Origin of the sequence: Kitasatospora sp. NPDC087861 (assembly GCF_044742585.1) — a bacterium.
Lineage (GTDB): Bacteria > Actinomycetota > Actinomycetes > Streptomycetales > Streptomycetaceae > Kitasatospora.
In genome coordinates, this window is sequence record NZ_JBIUUS010000068.1 from 1 (window position 1) to 16,841 (window position 16,841).

A 16,841-nucleotide genomic window follows, 5' to 3' on the forward strand; every position below is an offset into this window, starting at 1 on the left:
CGAACCGTCAGAAGCCGACCCGATCTGGTGATCCGTCAGCGAGCTCATCAGTGTCTCCCTTGATCAGGGTGTCCACCTGATTCATGACACTCCCTACCAGGGCAGTGGAGCTGCCGGCTCCAGGGTGTTGGCCCAGATCGCTTGGAGGCCACTGGGTTTCTCGGATGTGACCCGTCGCAGCGAAGTTTCACCAGTCTCAGCGGAGTTTGACTGGTTGCCGGTTGTCTCACCCAAGGCTGACAGAGAGGGTCGTGCTTGAGGCTGTCTGCGGGGTTGTGGCCCTGATGCCGAAGCGGGCAGCGGGGCGGTGGCTCGTCAGAGGGGGATGATGCGGGTGAGGCGTACGAGGTGGCTGTGCGCGTCGATGACGTACTCGACCAGACCGCGTCCGTGGGGGATCGGGAGCCGGCGCCAGTCGCCGGCGCTGTCGCGGGCGCTGCTCTCCGTTCGATGCCCTCATGTTCTTCGGCGACAACGGGGGCGGTGACCAGTTCGCCTTCGTGCAGAAGCCGCAGCGCCCGGACGTGTTCGTCTGGGAGCACGAGAGCGACAGCCGCAGGGTGGCCAACAACCTGCGCGACTACCTCGGCCGTTCGCTGCGCGTCGGAGGAGACGACTGGTATCAGCTGTAGCCGAAACGATCCGCCAGGCGCTGTACCCCTCGATCTCCCCGTCCCGGCAGTGACTGTCGAGGTACATGTCCCGTCCCGATACCCAGCCCGGTACACCGGAACGTGCTCAGTGGCGGGGCGGCGGCCTGCCGGGCCCCTCTCGTGGCCCGCGGCCGCAACTGGGATCCTGGTTACGCAGACCCGGCACCTGCAAGTGGCCGGGCATTGCGCTCGGCCGGGTGCCGGTCAGGCCTCTCATCAGCGGTCATACGGTGCTCCGGGCCGCGGTGACACCACCCCCAGGTCATACCTTCGACAGGGGGCAACAGTCAGACCGGGTCCGGAGGCCAGGAGCCCCCGTTTCAGGGCCACCAAGGAGATAAGGGGCCTTGTCGTACGAACGGCCCACCCGGGTCGCAGACTGCTTCAGCCGGGTACTTACTGAGAGTGAGCTACGCGTGGCGTGGGTGCCCATAGGCGGAGGTGTCATGCGTTCCCGTTACAAGGCTTCCTTCCTTGTCACTGCCCTGGTCGTTGCCCTCGCCACCCTGGTGAGCGGCTGCATCGGTGGCCGAGCGGCTTCACAGTCGCCCTCTTCTTCGCAGTCGCCCTCTTCTTCGCAGTCGCTGTCGTTTGCGGAGGGTTCCCCGTTGCAGGAACCGGCGCAGATGGTGAGCCACGACGGGGTACTGCGGGTGGAGCTCGCCGTGGAGAGGCAGCAGGTGGACCTGGGCGGCCACAAGCTGTGGGCTCTCACCTACAACGGCAGCTACATGCCACCGACGCTGCGGATCCATCCGGGGGACAAGCTGGACGTGACCATGCGGAACACGCTGAACCAGGTCACCAACCTGCATGTCCACGGGCTCCATGTGTCGCCGAGCGGAAACGCCGACAACATCTTCATCCAAGTCAATCCAGGTCAGACGTTCGACTACTCGTACCAGTTCCCGACCACGCTGCGGGCCGGCACCTACTGGTACCACTCACACGCGGACCCCATCTCCGCGCCGCAGGTCTCCGGGGGCCTGTCAGGCATCCTGATCGTCGAGGGGCTCCAGCAGTACCTTCCGGCGAACCTGCAAAACATCACCGAGCACGTCATCGGTCTCAAGGACTTCCAAGTCGAGGGCGACTCCGTCAAGACCCAGGGCCTGCACATCGGCGGGACCACCAACCGCACCGTCAACGGCCAGCTGAACCCGACCATCTCGATCCGGCCGGGTGAGACCCAGCTCTGGCGGCTGGCCAACATCAGCGCCAACATCTACTACAACGTTCAGCTGCAAGGACAGCAGTTCCATGTGATCGCCCACGACGGCACCCCCGTCGACCGGATCTGGACGGCCGACTCGCTCCTCCTCGCAGCCGGCGCCCGCTTCGATGTCCTTGTGCAAGGCGGTCCGCCCGGCCGCTCCCAGCTGCAGACGCTCGCGTACAACACCGGACCGGCTGGCAACTCCTTCCCGCAGGCGACCCTGGCCACCCTGGTCTCCGAGGGACCTTCCACGCCGGCGACGGCGCTGCCCACCTCGCCCTTCGCACCGACAGTGGACTTGAGCCAGGCGCCGGTCGCCGCGCGGCGCACCATCGTGTTCTCCGAGAACAACGACGGCACCAAGTTCTACATCAATGGCAAGCAGTTCGACATGAACCGGGTGGACATCCAGGCCAAGCTGAACACGGTCGAGGAATGGACCATTCGTAACGACAGCAACGAGGAGCACTCCTTCCACGTACACACCAACCACTTCCAGCTGATGAGCATCAACGGCCTTCCGCACCAGGGTCACGGCTTGCAGGACGTTGCGAGCGTCCCCGCCAAGGGCGAGTTCGTCATCCGGATGCACTTCAAGGACTACACCGGCAAGACCGTCCTGCACTGCCACATCCTCAACCACGAGGACGCGGGCATGATGGCAGTACTGGAGATCGTCCAGTGACGCGTTGACTCTTCCGTGGGGCCTGTGCAAAGAACGACCCTGTCCCGTAAACGGCGCTGGCTCACTTCCGGTGGTGACGTGCGGTCATGCTCGCTCCATGCAGTGATTCGCCCAGTTCACACCGGAGGCCAGCGATCTGGCCCCTGAGTGCGCCGCAGGCAGGGGCGGCGCACTGGCCTACCTGGCCATCGACGAACTGTAGGTCCGGGATCAGCCGGCTGACCCGGTCCTTCCGCGGGTTGGCCTGCCCCCTGGTCAGGCGCCAGACCTCGTATTCCAGGGAGATCAGGTGCTCGGCCAGGTAAGACCCGTCCTGACCGGTCACCCCGGTGATCAGTGCACGCTTGGACATCCGTTCCCCTTCAACCACTGCTCGCGGAGCGCTCTCGGCACGGCCAGCGAACCAGAGGAGGGGCTAAGGAATTTGCGAGACTTCCGGCGCACGCCGCCCGGTCCCCCGTCGGATCGGCACAGGGCCGAGGAAGTGGAAGGCCGTCACGCCGAACAGGCAGACAGCTCTCCGAGGTGGAGCCCGAACCTTGCGGGACCGTCCTCGGTTCGGCTGCCGGGGTCGGCCACACGGTGTCGCGGCTGAGCGCGACGTGCTGGGACGGCCCAGGCCGGTGTCAGTCGTCGATCGCCTGGTAGAGCGTGGTCCAGAAATCGTGGATCAACCGCGCCGCGTTCGGGACGGACATCCCGACCTGGGTGAGCAGGATCCCGGTGAGCTGATTGTCCGGGTCGGCGTAGGTCGAGGTGCCGCTCCCGCCGTCCCAGCCGAACTGGCCGACGGGGGCGTAGTCGCCGCGGTAGGTGCGCACCGCCATCCCGAAGCCCCAACCACCGTGCTGCCCTTGGCCGTACGAGAGGTGGACGTTGTCGCGGGCCAGCGCTGTACGGGCGGCGGTCTGCTCGGGCGTGAGGCGGTTGGTGGTCATCAGCTGGACGGCGGACCGGGACAGGATCCGCTCGCTGCCGTGCGTTCCGCGGTTCAGCAGCATGCGGAAGTAGGCGTGGTAGTCGTCGACGGTGGAGGCCAGCCCGCCTCCGCCGCCCTGGAACGCCGGAGGCTTGCTCCAGCGTCCGTCCGCCGGCTCGTCCCAGACGGTGAACTCCCCGGTCTGCGGGTTCGGGGCGTAGAGGGGAGGCAGGCGGTCGATCTTGCCGGCTGGGACGTGGAAGCCGGTGTCCTTCATGCCCAGCGGGTCGAAGACGCGCTCGCGCAGGAAGGTCTCGAAGGGCTGGCCGGTGACCCTGGCGACGAGCACGCCGAGGAGGTCACTGGCGAGGTGGTACTGCCAGCTCTCTCCGGGCTGGTGCATCAGCGGAAGCGTGCCGAGGCGGCGCATCCACTCGTCCGGCTCGGGCATCGGCACCGGCAGATCGGGTGTGAGCCCCTGCTCGAAGACCGCGTTCATGATCGGGGTACCCAGCGACGTCATGTCCATGCCGAGCCCGAAGGTGGAGGTCAGCACGTCCCGCACGGTGATCGGCCGCTTCGCCGGCACCGTGTCGTCCAGCGGGCCGTCGATCCGCTTCAGCACCCGCCGATCGGCGAGTTCCGGCAGCCACTGCTCCACCAGGTCGTCCAGCCGAAGCCTGCACTCGTCCAGCAGGACCATCGCCGCCGCCATCGTGACCGGCTTGGACGTCGAAGCCATCCGGAAGATCGTGTCCCGGCGCATCGTCGCGCCGCCGTCGCGACTCATCGTCCCGATCGCTTCGACGTGCGTCTCGTCGCCTCGGCCGACCAGCGCGACGAGCCCGGGGATCTTCCCGGACTCGACGTGCCGCGCCAGCACGTCGCGCATCCTGCGCAGCCCTGCTTCGGACAAGCCGCCGCCGCTCTTCCCCATCATGAATCTCCCCCTGCATGAGTGTTCGGGAACTACTGAACAACCACGAAGCTACATTGCGTTCACAGATCAGTCAACGAGAACAGATAGCTGCATTGGCCTGCAGGGAAGAGACATTGCCTTGATATTGCAATGAGCTTGGCGCTGAATGCAATGGACGATCAAGGCTTGCATTGCAATGAGTTGCGAGTGAATGCATACTGCGGAGCGGAAGCGTGCGGACATCGGGCCCCGCGCAGGCCGACAGAGGGGCGAGAGCATCGATGCCTGGAGGCAGACTCACCGGCGAGGACCGCCGGCTCATTGCCGATGGACTGGCCGAGGGGCTCGGCTACACCGAGATCGGCCGACGCCTGGGGCGGCCCGCCTCAACCGTCATGCGGGAGGTCACCCGCAACGGCGGGCCCGAGGGCTATCGGGCAAACCGGGCACAGGAAGCCACGCAGCAGCGTGCGCGCCGCCGGAAGCCGGACCAGCCCCCGGCGCCGGCAGTTCCCCACAGCGACCACGGGCGCGACCCCCAAGAGGTCCGGGAGTTCACGGAGTTCTTCACAGTCCTCCTCGAACAGCAGGGGCTGCCCAGGATGGCGGCCAGGGCGCTGGTCTGCCTGTACGTCACCGATTGCGGCGCCCTCACCGCCGCGGACCTGGTCCAGAGCCTCCGCGTCAGCCCCGCGTCCGTCTCGCACGCCGTCAACTTCCTCGAACAGCAGGGAATCGTCAGGCGCGAACGGACTCCCGGCGAACGCCGCGAGCGCTACGTCATCGACGATGACATCTGGCTCCGCTCCACCCTGGCCGCGATGCAGATGAACGATGCCCTGATCGCCGCATCGCAGCGCGGGGCGGAGGTCCTCGGCACCACCACCCGGGCCGGCGGCCGCTTCAGCTCCTCCGCGGAGTTCCTCCTGATCATGAGCGAGGCCCTCCAGCAGGCGATGGACCAATGGCGGCAGCGCACGGCCACTCGGAGCCGTGCGGGTGGCAGAGCGAGTACGGGTCAGAGGGATCGATGACGACGAGGGGTGGCGGGATTCGGTCGCTCACTGCGGCCAGGCTCGGATGCCTGACGTGCCCTCAGATGCGGTCAGCAAGAGGTCAGCACAAGTACGAGCAGACTCTGCCTTACGAGCGCAAACGCGAGACTCACGCGTTCTCGGCATCGCCCAGCCGTGAAAGTGCCGGCGGGACCTTCTGCGGTCCCTTTGCGCTGACTGCGGCCGACCGTCCGACGCCCACCGCAGAGCCTCGGCGCGACGCCGCATGAGACATCCCTGCAGGTCAGAGCGCAAACTCGAAGCGTCGCCCAGACCGGTGGTGCTCGCGTGACAGCGCAGCCAGCCGCCCGAACCTTCCCGACTTCTCTCGACTCTCCTTGGCGCGCACTTCCGGGAGATCATGCGGGCCGTCCGGCTCGGCTCGCTGGAATAGGGTCCCCGTCTGCTGCTCCGCGTGGATCTCGGGGCCGGCGCCGGGTCGGCGGCCGTGGTGGGATGCGGGTGTCTTCCCGCGCGGCCCTACGGGTTCCGCGGTCCGGTTGCGGCAGTGGGGAGGGTGGTGTCGCCGGGCGCGAAGCCGGTGGCAAGGACGGTGAGCCTGGTGAGCAGGGACTCGGCGAGCGGGTGGCCGCCGTCGGTGCGCAGCCAGCGGCTCAGGGCCGTGACGTAGCCGTCGAAGATCATGTCGGCGACGGTTCCCGGGTCGAGGTCGGGGCGGATCTCGCCGCGCTGCTGGCCGCGGGTGACGGCGGCGAGGAGCGCGCGCGGCGTGGCGGCGCCCAGAGCGAAGGCGGAGTGCAGGACGCCGCTGTCGTGGAGTTCCTTGGCCAGCGCGTAGTCCCGCTCGTTGAGTTCCGCGAGCACGCGTAGCTCGCCGGCCAGGACCTCGACGGCGGAGCGACTGTCGGACGCGTCGGTCTCGTCCTGCCGGTCCACCAGGTCGTGCCGCTGCTGGACCCAGGCGGTCACGAAGTCCTCCTTGCGGCGGAAGTGGTTGAACGCCGTCTGGCGTCCCACGTCGGCGCGCTCGGCGATGTGGTCGTACGTGGTGGTCGCGTACCCCTGGGTGGCGAACAGGTCCAGGGCCGCGGTCAGCAGCCGGTCCCGTGTCGCGTTGCGGCGCTGTCCGCGCCGGTCCTGCCGGTTCTGCCGAGCGGCCGGTTCCTGCGGCGTTGTCGATCTCACCCCGCGAGTGTACTTGAATCCAGATCCGTACTTGAGTACATATTGGCACTCAAGTACATCAAGCGAGGAGGTCCAACGATGGCCGTCCCCTACACGCTCGGTCTGCACGAGATCGCCGCAGACACCTATGCCTATCTGCAGCCCAACGGCTCCTGGGGCTTCAGCAACGCCGGACTGATCGTCTCCGGCGCGGAAGCGCTGCTCGTCGACACCCTGTTCACCGTGCCGCAGACCCGCGCCATGCTGGCCGCGATGACTCGGGCCCTGCCCGGGCTCACGATCGGCACCCTGGTCAACAGCCACGCCGACGGCGACCACTGGTGGGGAAACCAGCTGCTCCCCGATGCCACGATCGTCGCCACCGAGGCCGCCGCGGCCGCCATGCGAGGCGACCACCTCCACGAGTTGTTCGCCGCGCCGGGCGAGGTCCCGCTCCCGCGGGTCGCCGAGGAGATGCTGCGGACCTTCGACTTCGCCGGCATCACCCCGACGCTGCCGACCCGCACCTTCGGCGGCGAACTGGAGGTCGCGGTGGGCGGCCGCACCGTCCGGCTGATCGAGGTCGGTCCGGCGCACACCTCCGGGGACCTGCTCGTCCATGTGCCGGACGCCGCCGTCCTGTTCGCCGGGGACATCCTGTTCGTCGGCGGCCACCCGGTGATCCACAGCGGCCCGGTGGAGAACTGGATCGCCGCCTGCGACCTCATCCTGGGGCTGGACGTCGAGGCGATCGTGCCCGGGCACGGCCCGGTCGTCGGCAAGCCCGAGGTCCGTCTCTTCCGCGACTACCTGGAGCGCGTCCACGACCACGCCGTACGCGCACACCGAGCGGGCACACCCGTGCTGCAGGCCGCCCGGGAGATGGACCTGGACGGCTTCGCCGACTGGGCCGGCCCCGAACGCCTGGTGCTCAACATCGGCGCCGTCTACCGCGGGCTCAACGGCGACGGCACCCCTGGGGAGGTGGACTTGATGGGCTGCCTCGGCCACTACGCCACGCCGCACCCGGGCGAGGCGGCCCCCCGGGTGACGCCTCGGCCCGCAGCCGAGATCGCCGCCCTGGCCGCGCGGCTGGAGGGCCCCGCCGCGCAGGTACTCGCGGGTGGCGCCGGTCCGCTGGCCGGCCGCCCGGTGCTCAACGTCCTGGCGACCATCGGCAACCATCCCGACCTGCTGGTCGCCCTGGCGCCCCTGCTGACCCAGCTCGCCCAGGGGCTGATCCCGCCCCGCGAACGGGAACTGGTCATCCTTCGGACCGCTCACCGAACCGGCTCGACGTATGAGTGGGAGCACCATGCCCGCCTCGCCGCCGCCGTCGGGGTGACCGGGCCCGAGATCGCCGGCGTCGCGGGCGGACCGGACCACCCCGATTGGGACGAGGCCGACCGGGCGCTGCTGCGGGCCGTCGACGAACTGTGCACGGAGCACACGCTGTCCCCGGCCACCTGGCAGGCGCTGGCCGCGCGCCACTCCACGCCGCAACTGCTGGAACTGCTGGCGCTGGTCGGCACCTACACGCTGGTCGCCGGCATCCTCAACTCCTGCCAGGTCCCCCTCGACGGATGGCTCACCGAGCCGCCGAGCGCGGCGTGACCGAAGGCGGCGCCGGCCGGCCCGCTGCGGCGGGGACCGGGTGTGCCGACGGGGTGCCCTCGTAGGCATCGGCGATCCGGCGGTACCTCCGCGCGGCCCAGCGCCTGCGTGGGGTCCAGCGCCTCCGCGAGGTCCGGCGGGCTCCAGGTGGCGATGCCGGTGATGTCCGGGTCGGCGGGGGACGTCCGAGCGATCAGTCGGATGTGCTCACGCACCCGCTCACTGATCGCCTTCGGGGGTCCTCCGCTCCATTGTGGGTCCAGCGCATCGAATCTCCCCGCTCGTTGAAGACGTGGATCACATCGCGAACGTAGCTCGCCGAGGAGACCGACGAGGAACTGGTCTGCGACTGCGGCGGAACCCGGTTCACCATCGACCGCACCCCCAGCGGCGGACAGGCCGCCCACACCCTCGCCAGCTTCAAGGTCTCGGACCTCGACGGCGAGATGTCCGCCCTGCGCGACCGCGGCATCACGTTCGAGGAGTACGACTTCCCCGGGCTGACGACCGTCAACGGCCTCGTCGAACGCGACGACATGCGGGCCGCCTGGTTCAAGGACAGCGAGGGCAACATCCGCTGCCTGGCCCAATCCGTCGGCCGGTAGCACTGTCCCACGTCCGGCGCCCCCGTCCCACTGACCCCCGTCCCACCGGCTGCTGCCCCGCCCGCCCAGCACGAGCGGACGGGGCAGCAGCCCGGGAGGCACCAGACCAACCGCACCAGGCCCGCCGCCCCCCGGTGGCGAGATGGGCCGGCCTCACCTTGACTGGGTCGGGCCATGGCCCGGCTGCGGGAGGACCGAGGGATGAGGTCGGTGCGGGAGGCCTCCGGCCGCTGGAGGGAGCGGCTGGCCCGGGGGCGCAGGCAGGTGGAGCGGATGCGGGCCGAGGCCGAGCGGCGCTTCCCGGTGATCACCGAGCTGACGGCCCGGCTGCTCTCCCCCGGTCTGCTGGACGCCGCCACCCGGATGGCTGCCCAGGTGTTCCTGACCTCCGTGCCGCTGCTGTTCGCGGTGGGCGCGTTCGCCCCGGTCGGCGTGCGGGACCAACTGGTCGCCTCACTCCGCTCGCTCTTCGGCGTCTCCGGCGCCACGGACCAGCAGTTGCACCAGTCGTTGTACGGCAATGACGACCTGCGACAGACCACCGGGTTCATCGGCGTCCTGATGGCGCTGCTGTCGGCGACCAGTTGCAGCCGCGCGGTCGCCCGGGTCTGCGAACGGGCGTGGCGGCTGCCGAAGGCGCGCACCCGGGTGGCGGCGTGGCGGTGGCTGCTGTGGGTCGTGGCCTGGCTGGCCGTGCTGCTCTTCCAGGGCCCGCTGCGGGACGGCTTCGGCACCGGCTTCTGGCTCGGCCTGCCACTCACCTTCATCGCATCGCTCGTCGTCTGGTGGTGGACCACCCACCTGCTGCTCAGCGCCCGGGTCGGCTGGCTGCCGCTGCTGCCCGGTGCGCTGCTGACCGCCGCCGCGGCCACCGCGATGTCGCTGACCGCCCGTGTCTACATGCCGGACGCGCTGAACCGCGCGCTGGCCCAGTACGGTTCGCTGGGCCCGGTGCTGATGATCCTGTCCTGGCTGATCGCGTTCTGCGCCGCCGTCACCTTCTCCGTCACGGCCGGGGCGGTGCTGGCCCAGGAACCGCCGCTGAACGCCTACCTGGGAGCGCCCGCCAAAGACTCGCCCGCGCCGAGCACGACCACCCCGAGCACGACCACCCCGGGCACAACCACCCCTGACGATCCGAGCACCCGCTGACCCGTCACCCCCGTCACCCCCGACGCAGCCGCCGCCGGACGCGCCGGCCCGTGGCGACCGGGTCCCAGGAGCCGGGGCGGCTCCGGGTCAGCGGGTAGCAGGCCAGGCCGATCAACACGGCGCTGAAGTGGCCGATGCTGGTGTAGTCCCGGCTCTGCGCGACGCCCAGGCCGTAACAGAGCAGCACACCGGCCACGTACGCGTACCGCCACGGCCGCACGATCAGGTAGGTCAGCACGGCGATCACTCCGGCGAGCGCGTAGCTGACGCCGTAGTCGACGGTGTAGACGGCCTTCGGCGGGGCGATGCCGCGGTGGATCGCCCAGCCGAGGACGCCCTCGCTGAGGTAGGTGGCGCCGACGTGCGCGGCCATCGCGACCGAGATCCAGCGCAGGGTGCCGAGCCAGCGTTCGGCGGGCACGTGGAAGAGGTTGTAGAGCACGAAGTAGCTCAACCACCCGCCGCCCGCGATCCACAGCGCGCTGGTGACCAGCACGCGCACCGGTGAGACCTGCAGGTGGTGCAGGTTGGTCGAGCGCCGTTCCAGGATCCGGTCGGCGGTCGCGGTGTCGACGTGGTGGATCACCTGCGTGGTGGCGAGCAGGATCGCCAGCCACACGTAGGTGCCCGGCGCATGGCGGACGTAGGCCCAGACGGCCAGGACGAGGCGTGCCCACCAAGGGCGCCGGTCCGTTCCGGTCGCGCTGGTGATGCCACCGGTCATCGGCGCCTCCTCGTCGTTCCCTTCACCCTCACTCGGGGCGTCCCCCGACGCGTCGACGCGCTGCGCCCTTCGAGTGATCGCGGGCTCGCGGGCCGGGCAGCGGCAGTTCGGGCCGGTCGGTGGCGATCGCGTGGGCGACGGCGTCGGCGAGGTCGACGTCGAGGTCGTCCTCGGCGGAGGGTGCCACCAACCTGCTGCGGCCCGCCGCGGCCAGGCCAGTTGCTGCAATCGGGCGAACTCGCGGGCCGCCTATACTCCCTCTGCCGACAGCAGGGGGAAGGGCGGAACGCGTGAACACGATCCTCAGCGTGGACATACCGGTCGTGATCGGCGTGGCGCTGGTGGTGCGGCTGGTGAGCCTGCCACTGCTGCGGCGCTATCACCTGGACGTCCGGCAGCGGGCGTTGGCGGCCCGGGAGGGCGGCGGCGGCCCGAAGGGCCTGGCGTCGCTGTTCGGCGAACTCGCGGTGGGGCTCGCCTGCGGCGGCGGGCTGATGGCGCTGCTGACCTTCGTGAACATCGTGGGCGCCCGCGTCCTGCGGTTGCCGATCGACCCGGCCAACTCCCGGTATCTGGCCCTCGACATGCACCTGAGCCGCGGCGTCGCGCAGACCTACTACCTCGTAGCGGTGATCGCGGTCCTGGTGCTCTGGCTCCTGCTCTGGTTCCTGACCCAGCACCGTCTGCTGCGGGCCGGCATGCCGCCCGAGGTGTGGTCGTCCGGCTCGACCCGGCTCCGGCTGGCCGGCGGGTTCGTCCTGCGCGCGGTGCTCGGCGCGCTCGTGCTGCCGGTCGGCCTGATCCTGGCCGCCCTGGTGTTCCAGATCGTCGCGACCGTGGTCAGCGGACGCCACCGCCCCGCCGTCCCGGCCGCACCGCCGGCCCCACCCGCGTTCACACCCGCGCAACCCACCCCGTACCCGCCGACTGCCGCGTACCAGCAGCAGCCCCCGGCGTACGTCCCGACGCAGGCCGACCCGGCGCCCGCCGCGCCGCTGCGCACCGGGCCGGTCGTGCCGCTCGCCGCCACCGGCGCGATCCCGCACCAGCCGCTGCACCCAGGCGAACCGCGCACCATCGGCGGCTACCAGCTGCTCGGCCGGATCGGCTCCGGCGGGATGGGCACCGTGTACCTGGCCCGGCGCGAGGGTGCGGCGACGCAGGTGGCACTGAAGACCATCAACCTCGAACTCCTGGACAACGCCGAGCTGTTGCGCCGCTTCGAACGCGAGGCGGAGGTGCTGGCCATGGTGCCCGGCGCCTACACCGCCCGGGTGCTCGACGGCGGGGTGGACGGCGGGCGGCCGTACCTGGCGATGGAACTGCTGGACGGCCGTCCGCTGGACGCGTATCTGCGCGAGCAGGGGCCGATCCGCTCCCCCGAGGCGCTGCGGGCCCTCGCGCTGGCGCTGACCGTCGCACTGTCGGGGGTGCACCGGCTGGGGCTGATCCACCGGGACCTCAAGCCGGCCAACATCATGCTGACCACCGCGGGCCCGCGGCTGCTCGACTTCGGCATCGCGGCGCTGGTGGACGGCACCCGGCTCACCATGACCGGCGGCGGTCCCGGCACCCTGACCTACATGGCGCCGGAGCAGTTCGGCGAGGACCGGGTCGGGACGGCCGCGGACGTCTGGGCGTGGGCGTGCTGCGTGGTCTGCGCCGCGCACGGCGCCAGCCCGTTCGCGGCGACCAGCACGGGCGCGGTGATCCGGCGGATCGTGGACACCGGCCCCGAGCCCGCCGCGCTGGCGGCGGTGCACGCCCTGGACCCGGCGCTGGCCGCAGTCGTGATCCGCGCGCTGAGCGCCGACCCGGCCGGACGCCCGGCGGACGGTACGGCGCTGCTGGAGCTGCTGACGGCCCGTCCGACACCGGGCGTCCCGGCGCCGGACCCGGGCGCCGTCCGCGAGGAGATCACCCGCGGCTGGCGTACGCTGGCGATCTGACCGCCCGGGGCGGGCCGCCGGGGCCGACCGGGCGGCACCACCGGGAACCGCACAGCGAGGGCGACAGGCACGATGAGGGAGCACGGCGCACCGACCGCATCCGCGGGCATCGACGTCGGCACCACCGCCCGGCACCCAGCGCTGCGCGCGGCGGCCCGGCTGCGGCTCACCACGGTGTACGTACTGCTGCTGACCGCGACGGCCTGCTGGCTGGCCGGCCAGAGCCACGCCGCGCGGGCCCGTTTCGTCCGGCACAACAGCAGCAACGTCCATCACATGGAGGTCGGCAAGTGGTGGACGATGTTCACCAGCGGGCTGGTGGTCGACGGGGTGCCCGCCTGGGCGGGCATCGCGGCGGTGGCCGTGGCGCTGGGCCTGGCCGAGTGGCGTTGGGGGCCGGCCCGGGCCGGCGCGGTCTTCGTCTTCGGGCACCTGGGAGCCACTCTGCTCACCGAGGGCGCCATGTGGGTGATGCTCACCGTCCGGATCCCGGGGGCGCTGTCCCGGGCGCGTGACGTCGGGATCAGTTACGGGCTGGTCGCCACCGCCGGCTGCCTGCTGGCCCTGGGCCCGGCCCCGCTGCGCCGGTTCGGCCTGCCCGCGCTCGCGGCGGGGCTGGCCCTGGCCTGGGCGCTGGACCAGCAACTGGCCGACGCCGGGCACCTGGTGGCGCTCGGCCTCGGCGTGCTGGCCTCCCGGACGGCCTGGCTGCGCGCCCGTGCCCGCACCCCGGGCCCGCGCTCCGCCGTGCGCTGACGGCCGCACGCCGGCCATCCTGCACTGCCGGCCCGGCGCCCCTTCTCCTCCGGTCTCCCCGGGGTCTTGCCATCCTTTCCACGCCGAGTAATGCTGATTACATGATTACAACCTCGCCCGAAGAGCTCCGGGGTTGGTTCACCGGCCGCCTCCCCGCCGACCTGTTCACCGAAATCGTCGAGATCACCGCGGACCGCGAGGAGATCACCGTCGTCGGCCGCATTCCCGAACCGGCCCTCGACGGGACAGCCCCGGACGCCGAGCGCGAAGCGGCGTTCGAGGGCCGGATCGCCGAGTTCCGCGACCGGACCAGGGACGCCCGGATCGCCGTCGCCCGCGAGGCCGAGCGCCGATACGGCCGCAAGATCTCCTGGGGCGCCGAGTGCGGCGACCTGCGGGGCATGTTCACCACGGTCTCCGCCCCCGTCATGACCCGGCTGCGCCAGCCCGAACGGCAGGTGCTCGACACCCTGGTGGAGGCGGGCGTCGCCCGTAGCCGCAGCGAGGCGCTCGCCTGGTGCGTCCGGCTGGTGCAGCGCCACTCCGACTCCTGGCTCACCGAACTGCGCGAGTCGCTGGAGAACGTCCGCCGCCTGCGCGCCCAGGGGCCGGACGCCGACAGCGCCTCCTGACGACCCCACTGCCCGGCCGGGCCCCACCCCAGCACACTCCCGGGGTGGGGCCCGGCCGTCTCATGTTCCCCATACCGGGCCGGCCCCTTCCACGCCGGAGCCCGCGACGGCGTCCAGCTCCTCGACCCGACCGGCCGGGCCGCCCAACACCCTGACCACGCAAGCCACTTGACGGCGCCTACGGCCGATCGACCGCGGCGGGGGGCGGCGACGCCAGCCGCCGCCCCCACCGACACGATCGTATGCTCTTGCGGTACTCTGCAAATCTATGCCAGAGTGCGGGCATCGGATACGCCGAATCCCCTCACACGTCGCTAAGTCAGGAGCCCGCGCCGCCGCGCGGGTCAAGGGTGCATGCATGTCGAAGGTCTTGAGCAAGCTGCCGGTCGGTGAACGGATCGGCATCGCATTCTCCGGTGGACTGGACACCTCCGTCGCCGTCGCGTGGATGCGCGAGCACGGCGCGGTCCCGTACGCCTACACGGCCGACATCGGCCAGTACGACGAGCCGAACCTCGCCGACGTCCCGGCCCGCGGCCGCGCCTACGGTGCCGAGCAGGCCCGCCTGGTCGACTGCCGGGCGGCACTGGTCGAGGAGGGCCTGGCCGCCCTCGCCTGCGGCGCCTTCCACATCCGCTCCGCCGGGCAGACGTACTTCAACACCACCCCGCTCGGCCGCGCCGTGACCGGCACCCTGCTGGTCCGCGCGATGCACGAGGACGAGGTGTCCATCTGGGGCGACGGCTCCACCTACAAGGGCAACGACATCGAGCGGTTCTACCGCTACGGCCTGCTCGCCAACCCCAGCCTGCGGATCTACAAGCCGTGGCTGGACCAGGCGTTCGTCGCCGAGCTCGGCGGCCGCAAGGAGATGTCCGCCTGGCTGTCCGAGCGCGACCTGCCGTACCGCGACTCCGCCGAGAAGGCCTACTCCACCGACGCCAACATCTGGGGCGCCACCCACGAGGCCAAGCGGCTGGAGTACCTGGACACCTCGATGGAGATCGTCAGCCCGATCATGGGCGTGGCCTTCTGGGACCCGGCCGTCGAGATCCGGACCGAGGACGTGACGATCGAGTTCGAGTTCGGTCGTCCGGTCCGCATCAACGGCCGGGAGTTCGCCGACGCGGTCGAGCTGGTGCACGAGGCCAACCGGATCGGCGGGCGCCACGGCCTGGGCATGTCGGACCAGATCGAGAACCGCATCATCGAGGCCAAGAGCCGCGGCATCTACGAGGCGCCCGGCATGGCGCTGCTGCACACCGCCTACGAGCGGCTGATCAACGCGATCCACAACGAGGACACCGTCGCGACCTACCACACCCAGGGCCGCCGGCTCGGCCGGCTGCTCTACGAGGGCCGCTGGTTCGACCCGCAGGCGCTGATGCTCCGCGACAGCCTGCAGCGCTGGGTCGGCCAGCCGGTCACCGGCAGCGTCACGCTGCGGCTGCGGCGCGGCCAGGACTACTCGGTGCTGGACACCCAGGGCCCGAACCTCAGCTACCACCCCGAGAAGCTGTCCATGGAGCGCAGCGTCGACGCCGCGTTCGTGCCGAACGACCGCATCGGCCAGCTGACCATGCGCAACCTCGACATCGCCGACTCCCGCAGCAAGCTGGAGCACTACGCGGTGCACGGCCAGCTGGCGCCGTGGAGCGGCCTGATCGGCGAGCTGGCCCCGGGCGGGGCGGCGCCGATCGCGGCTGCCAGCCTCAGCGCCGAGGCGGTCGCGGCGGAGTCCACCGCGCTCGACAACGCGGCGATCGAGTCGGGCAACGACTGATCCGATGCCGTGACCACGTCGGAGGGCCGCCGCACCGGTGTGGTGCGGCGGCCCTCCGGCGTTCCCGGGTTGCAGGAGTCGTTCCCAGGGCGCAGGAGTGCGGCCGCCTCACCCGCATGGCGGCGTCGACCGCGCGGGGCGGGCCCGGCCGTCGCTGAATGGGGAGGGCGTGCGTTCAGCGGAGCGCGCCACGCCGGGCGGCACCTTCTCCGGACACGCGGGGGCCGCCGCGAGGAGGCGGGAGCGGGGATGGGCGAGGCGGTCGGTCCGATGCTGGCGTCGGCGGTGGGTATCGCGATCAGCCCGCTCACGCTGGTCGCCGTGATCCTGATCCTGGCCACACCGCGTGGCCGGGCCAACGGGATCGCCTTCGCCTGCGGCTGGGTCGTCGGCCTGGCGGCGATGGTGGCGGTCGTGGTGGCGGCGGGCAGCGGGCCGGGTGCGGGCGACGCCACGCCGAGCTGGTCGTCCTGGCTGAAGCTCGCGCTCGGTGTCCTGCTGGTGCTGATGGCCGGGAGGCAGTGGCGCGACCGGCCGCGCGAGGGGCACATCACCGCGCCTCCGCCGTGGATGCGGACGGTGGACCGCCTCACCCCGGGCAGGTCCGCCGCTCTGGCGGTGGTGCTGGCCGTGGCCGACCCGAAGAACCTGGTACTGGCCGTCGGCGGCGCGGCCTCCATCGCCGCCAGTACGGGCGGTGACGGGGGCAAGGCGGTGGCCGCCGCGCTGATGGTGCTGGTCGGCTCGCTGTGCACGCTGGTGCCGCTCGGGGTCCACCTGCTCGGCGGGGGCCGTTCGGCGCGGGCCCTCGGGGAGTGGAAGGCCTGGATGGCCACGCACAATGCGGCGATCACGACCACGGTGCTGGCCGTACTCGGGGCCGAGTACGTCGGCGACGCCATCACCGGGCTCACCCGAGCCTGAGCCCGACCGTGAGCCCGAACCCGAACCTGAGTCTGAGAGCCTGTCGGGTGGCCGGTTGATTACGCTGCGATGAGGTCCTCGACGGTGTTGGCTTGGGCGGTCTTGCGGTGGGATTCATGGCTCCACCGCG

Annotated in this window: 15 protein-coding genes and 1 pseudogene; 11 read left to right on the top strand and 5 right to left on the bottom strand. The window is 71.0% G+C overall.

All coding sequences use genetic code 11. From position 1 onward, the window contains the following. Positions 1–458: 458 nt before the first annotated feature. Positions 459–632 carry an SMI1/KNR4 family protein gene (locus ACIOJE_RS40005; protein ID WP_400783434.1) on the top strand — a complete coding sequence of 58 codons (174 nt, stop codon included), beginning with the start codon at positions 459–461 and terminating at the stop codon, positions 630–632. A 467-nt stretch (positions 633–1,099) separates the two neighbouring features. Continuing rightward, complete coding sequence (locus ACIOJE_RS40010) at positions 1,100–2,554, top strand: multicopper oxidase family protein (RefSeq protein ID WP_400783436.1); 1,455 nt, start codon at positions 1,100–1,102, stop codon at positions 2,552–2,554. Positions 2,555–2,732: 178 nt separating this feature from the next. On the opposite strand, the pseudogene ACIOJE_RS40015 reads toward ACIOJE_RS40010, so the two are convergent. Both ACIOJE_RS40015 and ACIOJE_RS40020 read right to left on the bottom strand, forming a co-directional pair. Continuing rightward, positions 2,733–2,906: pseudogene (locus ACIOJE_RS40015) on the bottom strand (GDP-mannose 4,6-dehydratase); the annotation flags it as partial. Positions 2,907–3,180: 274 nt separating this feature from the next. Next, the gene (locus ACIOJE_RS40020) at positions 3,181–4,410 is read right to left on the bottom strand and encodes a serine hydrolase domain-containing protein (protein WP_400783462.1); all 1,230 of its coding nucleotides are present in this window, start codon (positions 4,408–4,410) and stop codon (positions 3,181–3,183) included. 263 nt (positions 4,411–4,673) lie between these two features. Between ACIOJE_RS40020 and ACIOJE_RS40025 the strand changes: the two genes are divergently transcribed. After that, complete coding sequence (locus tag ACIOJE_RS40025; protein ID WP_400783438.1) at positions 4,674–5,426, top strand: helix-turn-helix domain-containing protein; 753 nt, start codon at positions 4,674–4,676, stop codon at positions 5,424–5,426. A gap of 501 nt (positions 5,427–5,927) precedes the next feature. Here ACIOJE_RS40025 and ACIOJE_RS40030 read toward each other — a convergent pair. Then, positions 5,928–6,593, bottom strand: coding sequence for a TetR/AcrR family transcriptional regulator (locus tag ACIOJE_RS40030; RefSeq protein ID WP_400783441.1), 666 nt, complete (start codon positions 6,591–6,593; stop codon positions 5,928–5,930). A gap of 78 nt (positions 6,594–6,671) precedes the next feature. Between ACIOJE_RS40030 and ACIOJE_RS40035 the strand changes: the two genes are divergently transcribed. From ACIOJE_RS40035 to ACIOJE_RS40045, 3 genes are all read left to right on the top strand, one after another. Beyond that, positions 6,672–8,186: an MBL fold metallo-hydrolase gene (locus tag ACIOJE_RS40035; RefSeq protein WP_400783444.1), complete on the top strand. Its 1,515-nt coding sequence runs from the start codon at positions 6,672–6,674 to the stop codon at positions 8,184–8,186. A 446-nt stretch (positions 8,187–8,632) separates the two neighbouring features. Beyond that, positions 8,633–8,791, top strand: a complete 159-nt coding sequence (locus ACIOJE_RS40040; RefSeq protein WP_400783446.1) for a hypothetical protein — start codon at positions 8,633–8,635, stop codon at positions 8,789–8,791. 201 nt (positions 8,792–8,992) lie between these two features. Beyond that, positions 8,993–9,943 carry a YhjD/YihY/BrkB family envelope integrity protein gene (locus ACIOJE_RS40045; protein ID WP_400783449.1) on the top strand — a complete coding sequence of 317 codons (951 nt, stop codon included), beginning with the start codon at positions 8,993–8,995 and terminating at the stop codon, positions 9,941–9,943. A gap of 13 nt (positions 9,944–9,956) precedes the next feature. On the opposite strand, the gene ACIOJE_RS40050 is transcribed toward ACIOJE_RS40045, so the two are convergent. Together ACIOJE_RS40050 and ACIOJE_RS40055 are read right to left on the bottom strand one after the other, a co-directional pair. Continuing rightward, positions 9,957–10,667, bottom strand: coding sequence for a rhomboid-like protein (locus tag ACIOJE_RS40050; RefSeq protein ID WP_280680564.1), 711 nt, complete (start codon positions 10,665–10,667; stop codon positions 9,957–9,959). A gap of 28 nt (positions 10,668–10,695) precedes the next feature. After that, positions 10,696–10,854, bottom strand: a complete 159-nt coding sequence (locus ACIOJE_RS40055) for a hypothetical protein (RefSeq protein WP_400783451.1) — start codon at positions 10,852–10,854, stop codon at positions 10,696–10,698. A 103-nt stretch (positions 10,855–10,957) separates the two neighbouring features. On the opposite strand from ACIOJE_RS40055, the gene ACIOJE_RS40060 reads away from it, so the two are divergent. The 5 genes from ACIOJE_RS40060 (at position 10,958) to ACIOJE_RS40080 (ending at position 16,711) form a co-directional block, all read left to right on the top strand. Continuing rightward, the gene (locus ACIOJE_RS40060) at positions 10,958–12,616 is read left to right on the top strand and encodes a serine/threonine-protein kinase (protein WP_400783454.1); all 1,659 of its coding nucleotides are present in this window, start codon (positions 10,958–10,960) and stop codon (positions 12,614–12,616) included. A gap of 72 nt (positions 12,617–12,688) precedes the next feature. Beyond that, on the top strand, positions 12,689–13,372 hold the full coding sequence (locus ACIOJE_RS40065) for a rhomboid-like protein (RefSeq protein ID WP_280680566.1): 684 nt from the start codon (positions 12,689–12,691) through the stop codon (positions 13,370–13,372). A gap of 101 nt (positions 13,373–13,473) precedes the next feature. Further along, complete coding sequence (locus ACIOJE_RS40070) at positions 13,474–14,004, top strand: hypothetical protein (protein WP_400783457.1); 531 nt, start codon at positions 13,474–13,476, stop codon at positions 14,002–14,004. Positions 14,005–14,362: 358 nt separating this feature from the next. Then, a complete protein-coding gene (gene argG, locus ACIOJE_RS40075) occupies positions 14,363–15,787 on the top strand; it encodes an argininosuccinate synthase (RefSeq protein ID WP_280680568.1) in 1,425 nt (474 codons plus the stop codon). Between the two features lie 249 nt (positions 15,788–16,036). Then, positions 16,037–16,711: a GAP family protein gene (locus ACIOJE_RS40080; RefSeq protein WP_400783460.1), complete on the top strand. Its 675-nt coding sequence runs from the start codon at positions 16,037–16,039 to the stop codon at positions 16,709–16,711. The last annotated feature ends 130 nt before the right edge of the window (positions 16,712–16,841 follow it).

Coding starts and splice junctions, on each gene's coding strand:
- ACIOJE_RS40005 (WP_400783434.1), top strand. CDS start 459: ATGTTCTTCGGCGACAACGGGGGCGGTGACCAGTTCGCCTTCGTGCAG.
- ACIOJE_RS40010 (WP_400783436.1), top strand. CDS start 1,100: ATGCGTTCCCGTTACAAGGCTTCCTTCCTTGTCACTGCCCTGGTCGTT.
- ACIOJE_RS40020 (WP_400783462.1), bottom strand. CDS start 4,410: ATGGGGAAGAGCGGCGGCGGCTTGTCCGAAGCAGGGCTGCGCAGGATG.
- ACIOJE_RS40025 (WP_400783438.1), top strand. CDS start 4,674: ATGCCTGGAGGCAGACTCACCGGCGAGGACCGCCGGCTCATTGCCGAT.
- ACIOJE_RS40035 (WP_400783444.1), top strand. CDS start 6,672: ATGGCCGTCCCCTACACGCTCGGTCTGCACGAGATCGCCGCAGACACC.
- ACIOJE_RS40040 (WP_400783446.1), top strand. CDS start 8,633: ATGTCCGCCCTGCGCGACCGCGGCATCACGTTCGAGGAGTACGACTTC.
- ACIOJE_RS40045 (WP_400783449.1), top strand. CDS start 8,993: ATGAGGTCGGTGCGGGAGGCCTCCGGCCGCTGGAGGGAGCGGCTGGCC.
- ACIOJE_RS40050 (WP_280680564.1), bottom strand. CDS start 10,667: ATGACCGGTGGCATCACCAGCGCGACCGGAACGGACCGGCGCCCTTGG.
- ACIOJE_RS40065 (WP_280680566.1), top strand. CDS start 12,689: ATGAGGGAGCACGGCGCACCGACCGCATCCGCGGGCATCGACGTCGGC.
- ACIOJE_RS40070 (WP_400783457.1), top strand. CDS start 13,474: ATGATTACAACCTCGCCCGAAGAGCTCCGGGGTTGGTTCACCGGCCGC.
- argG (WP_280680568.1), top strand. CDS start 14,363: ATGTCGAAGGTCTTGAGCAAGCTGCCGGTCGGTGAACGGATCGGCATC.
- ACIOJE_RS40080 (WP_400783460.1), top strand. CDS start 16,037: ATGGGCGAGGCGGTCGGTCCGATGCTGGCGTCGGCGGTGGGTATCGCG.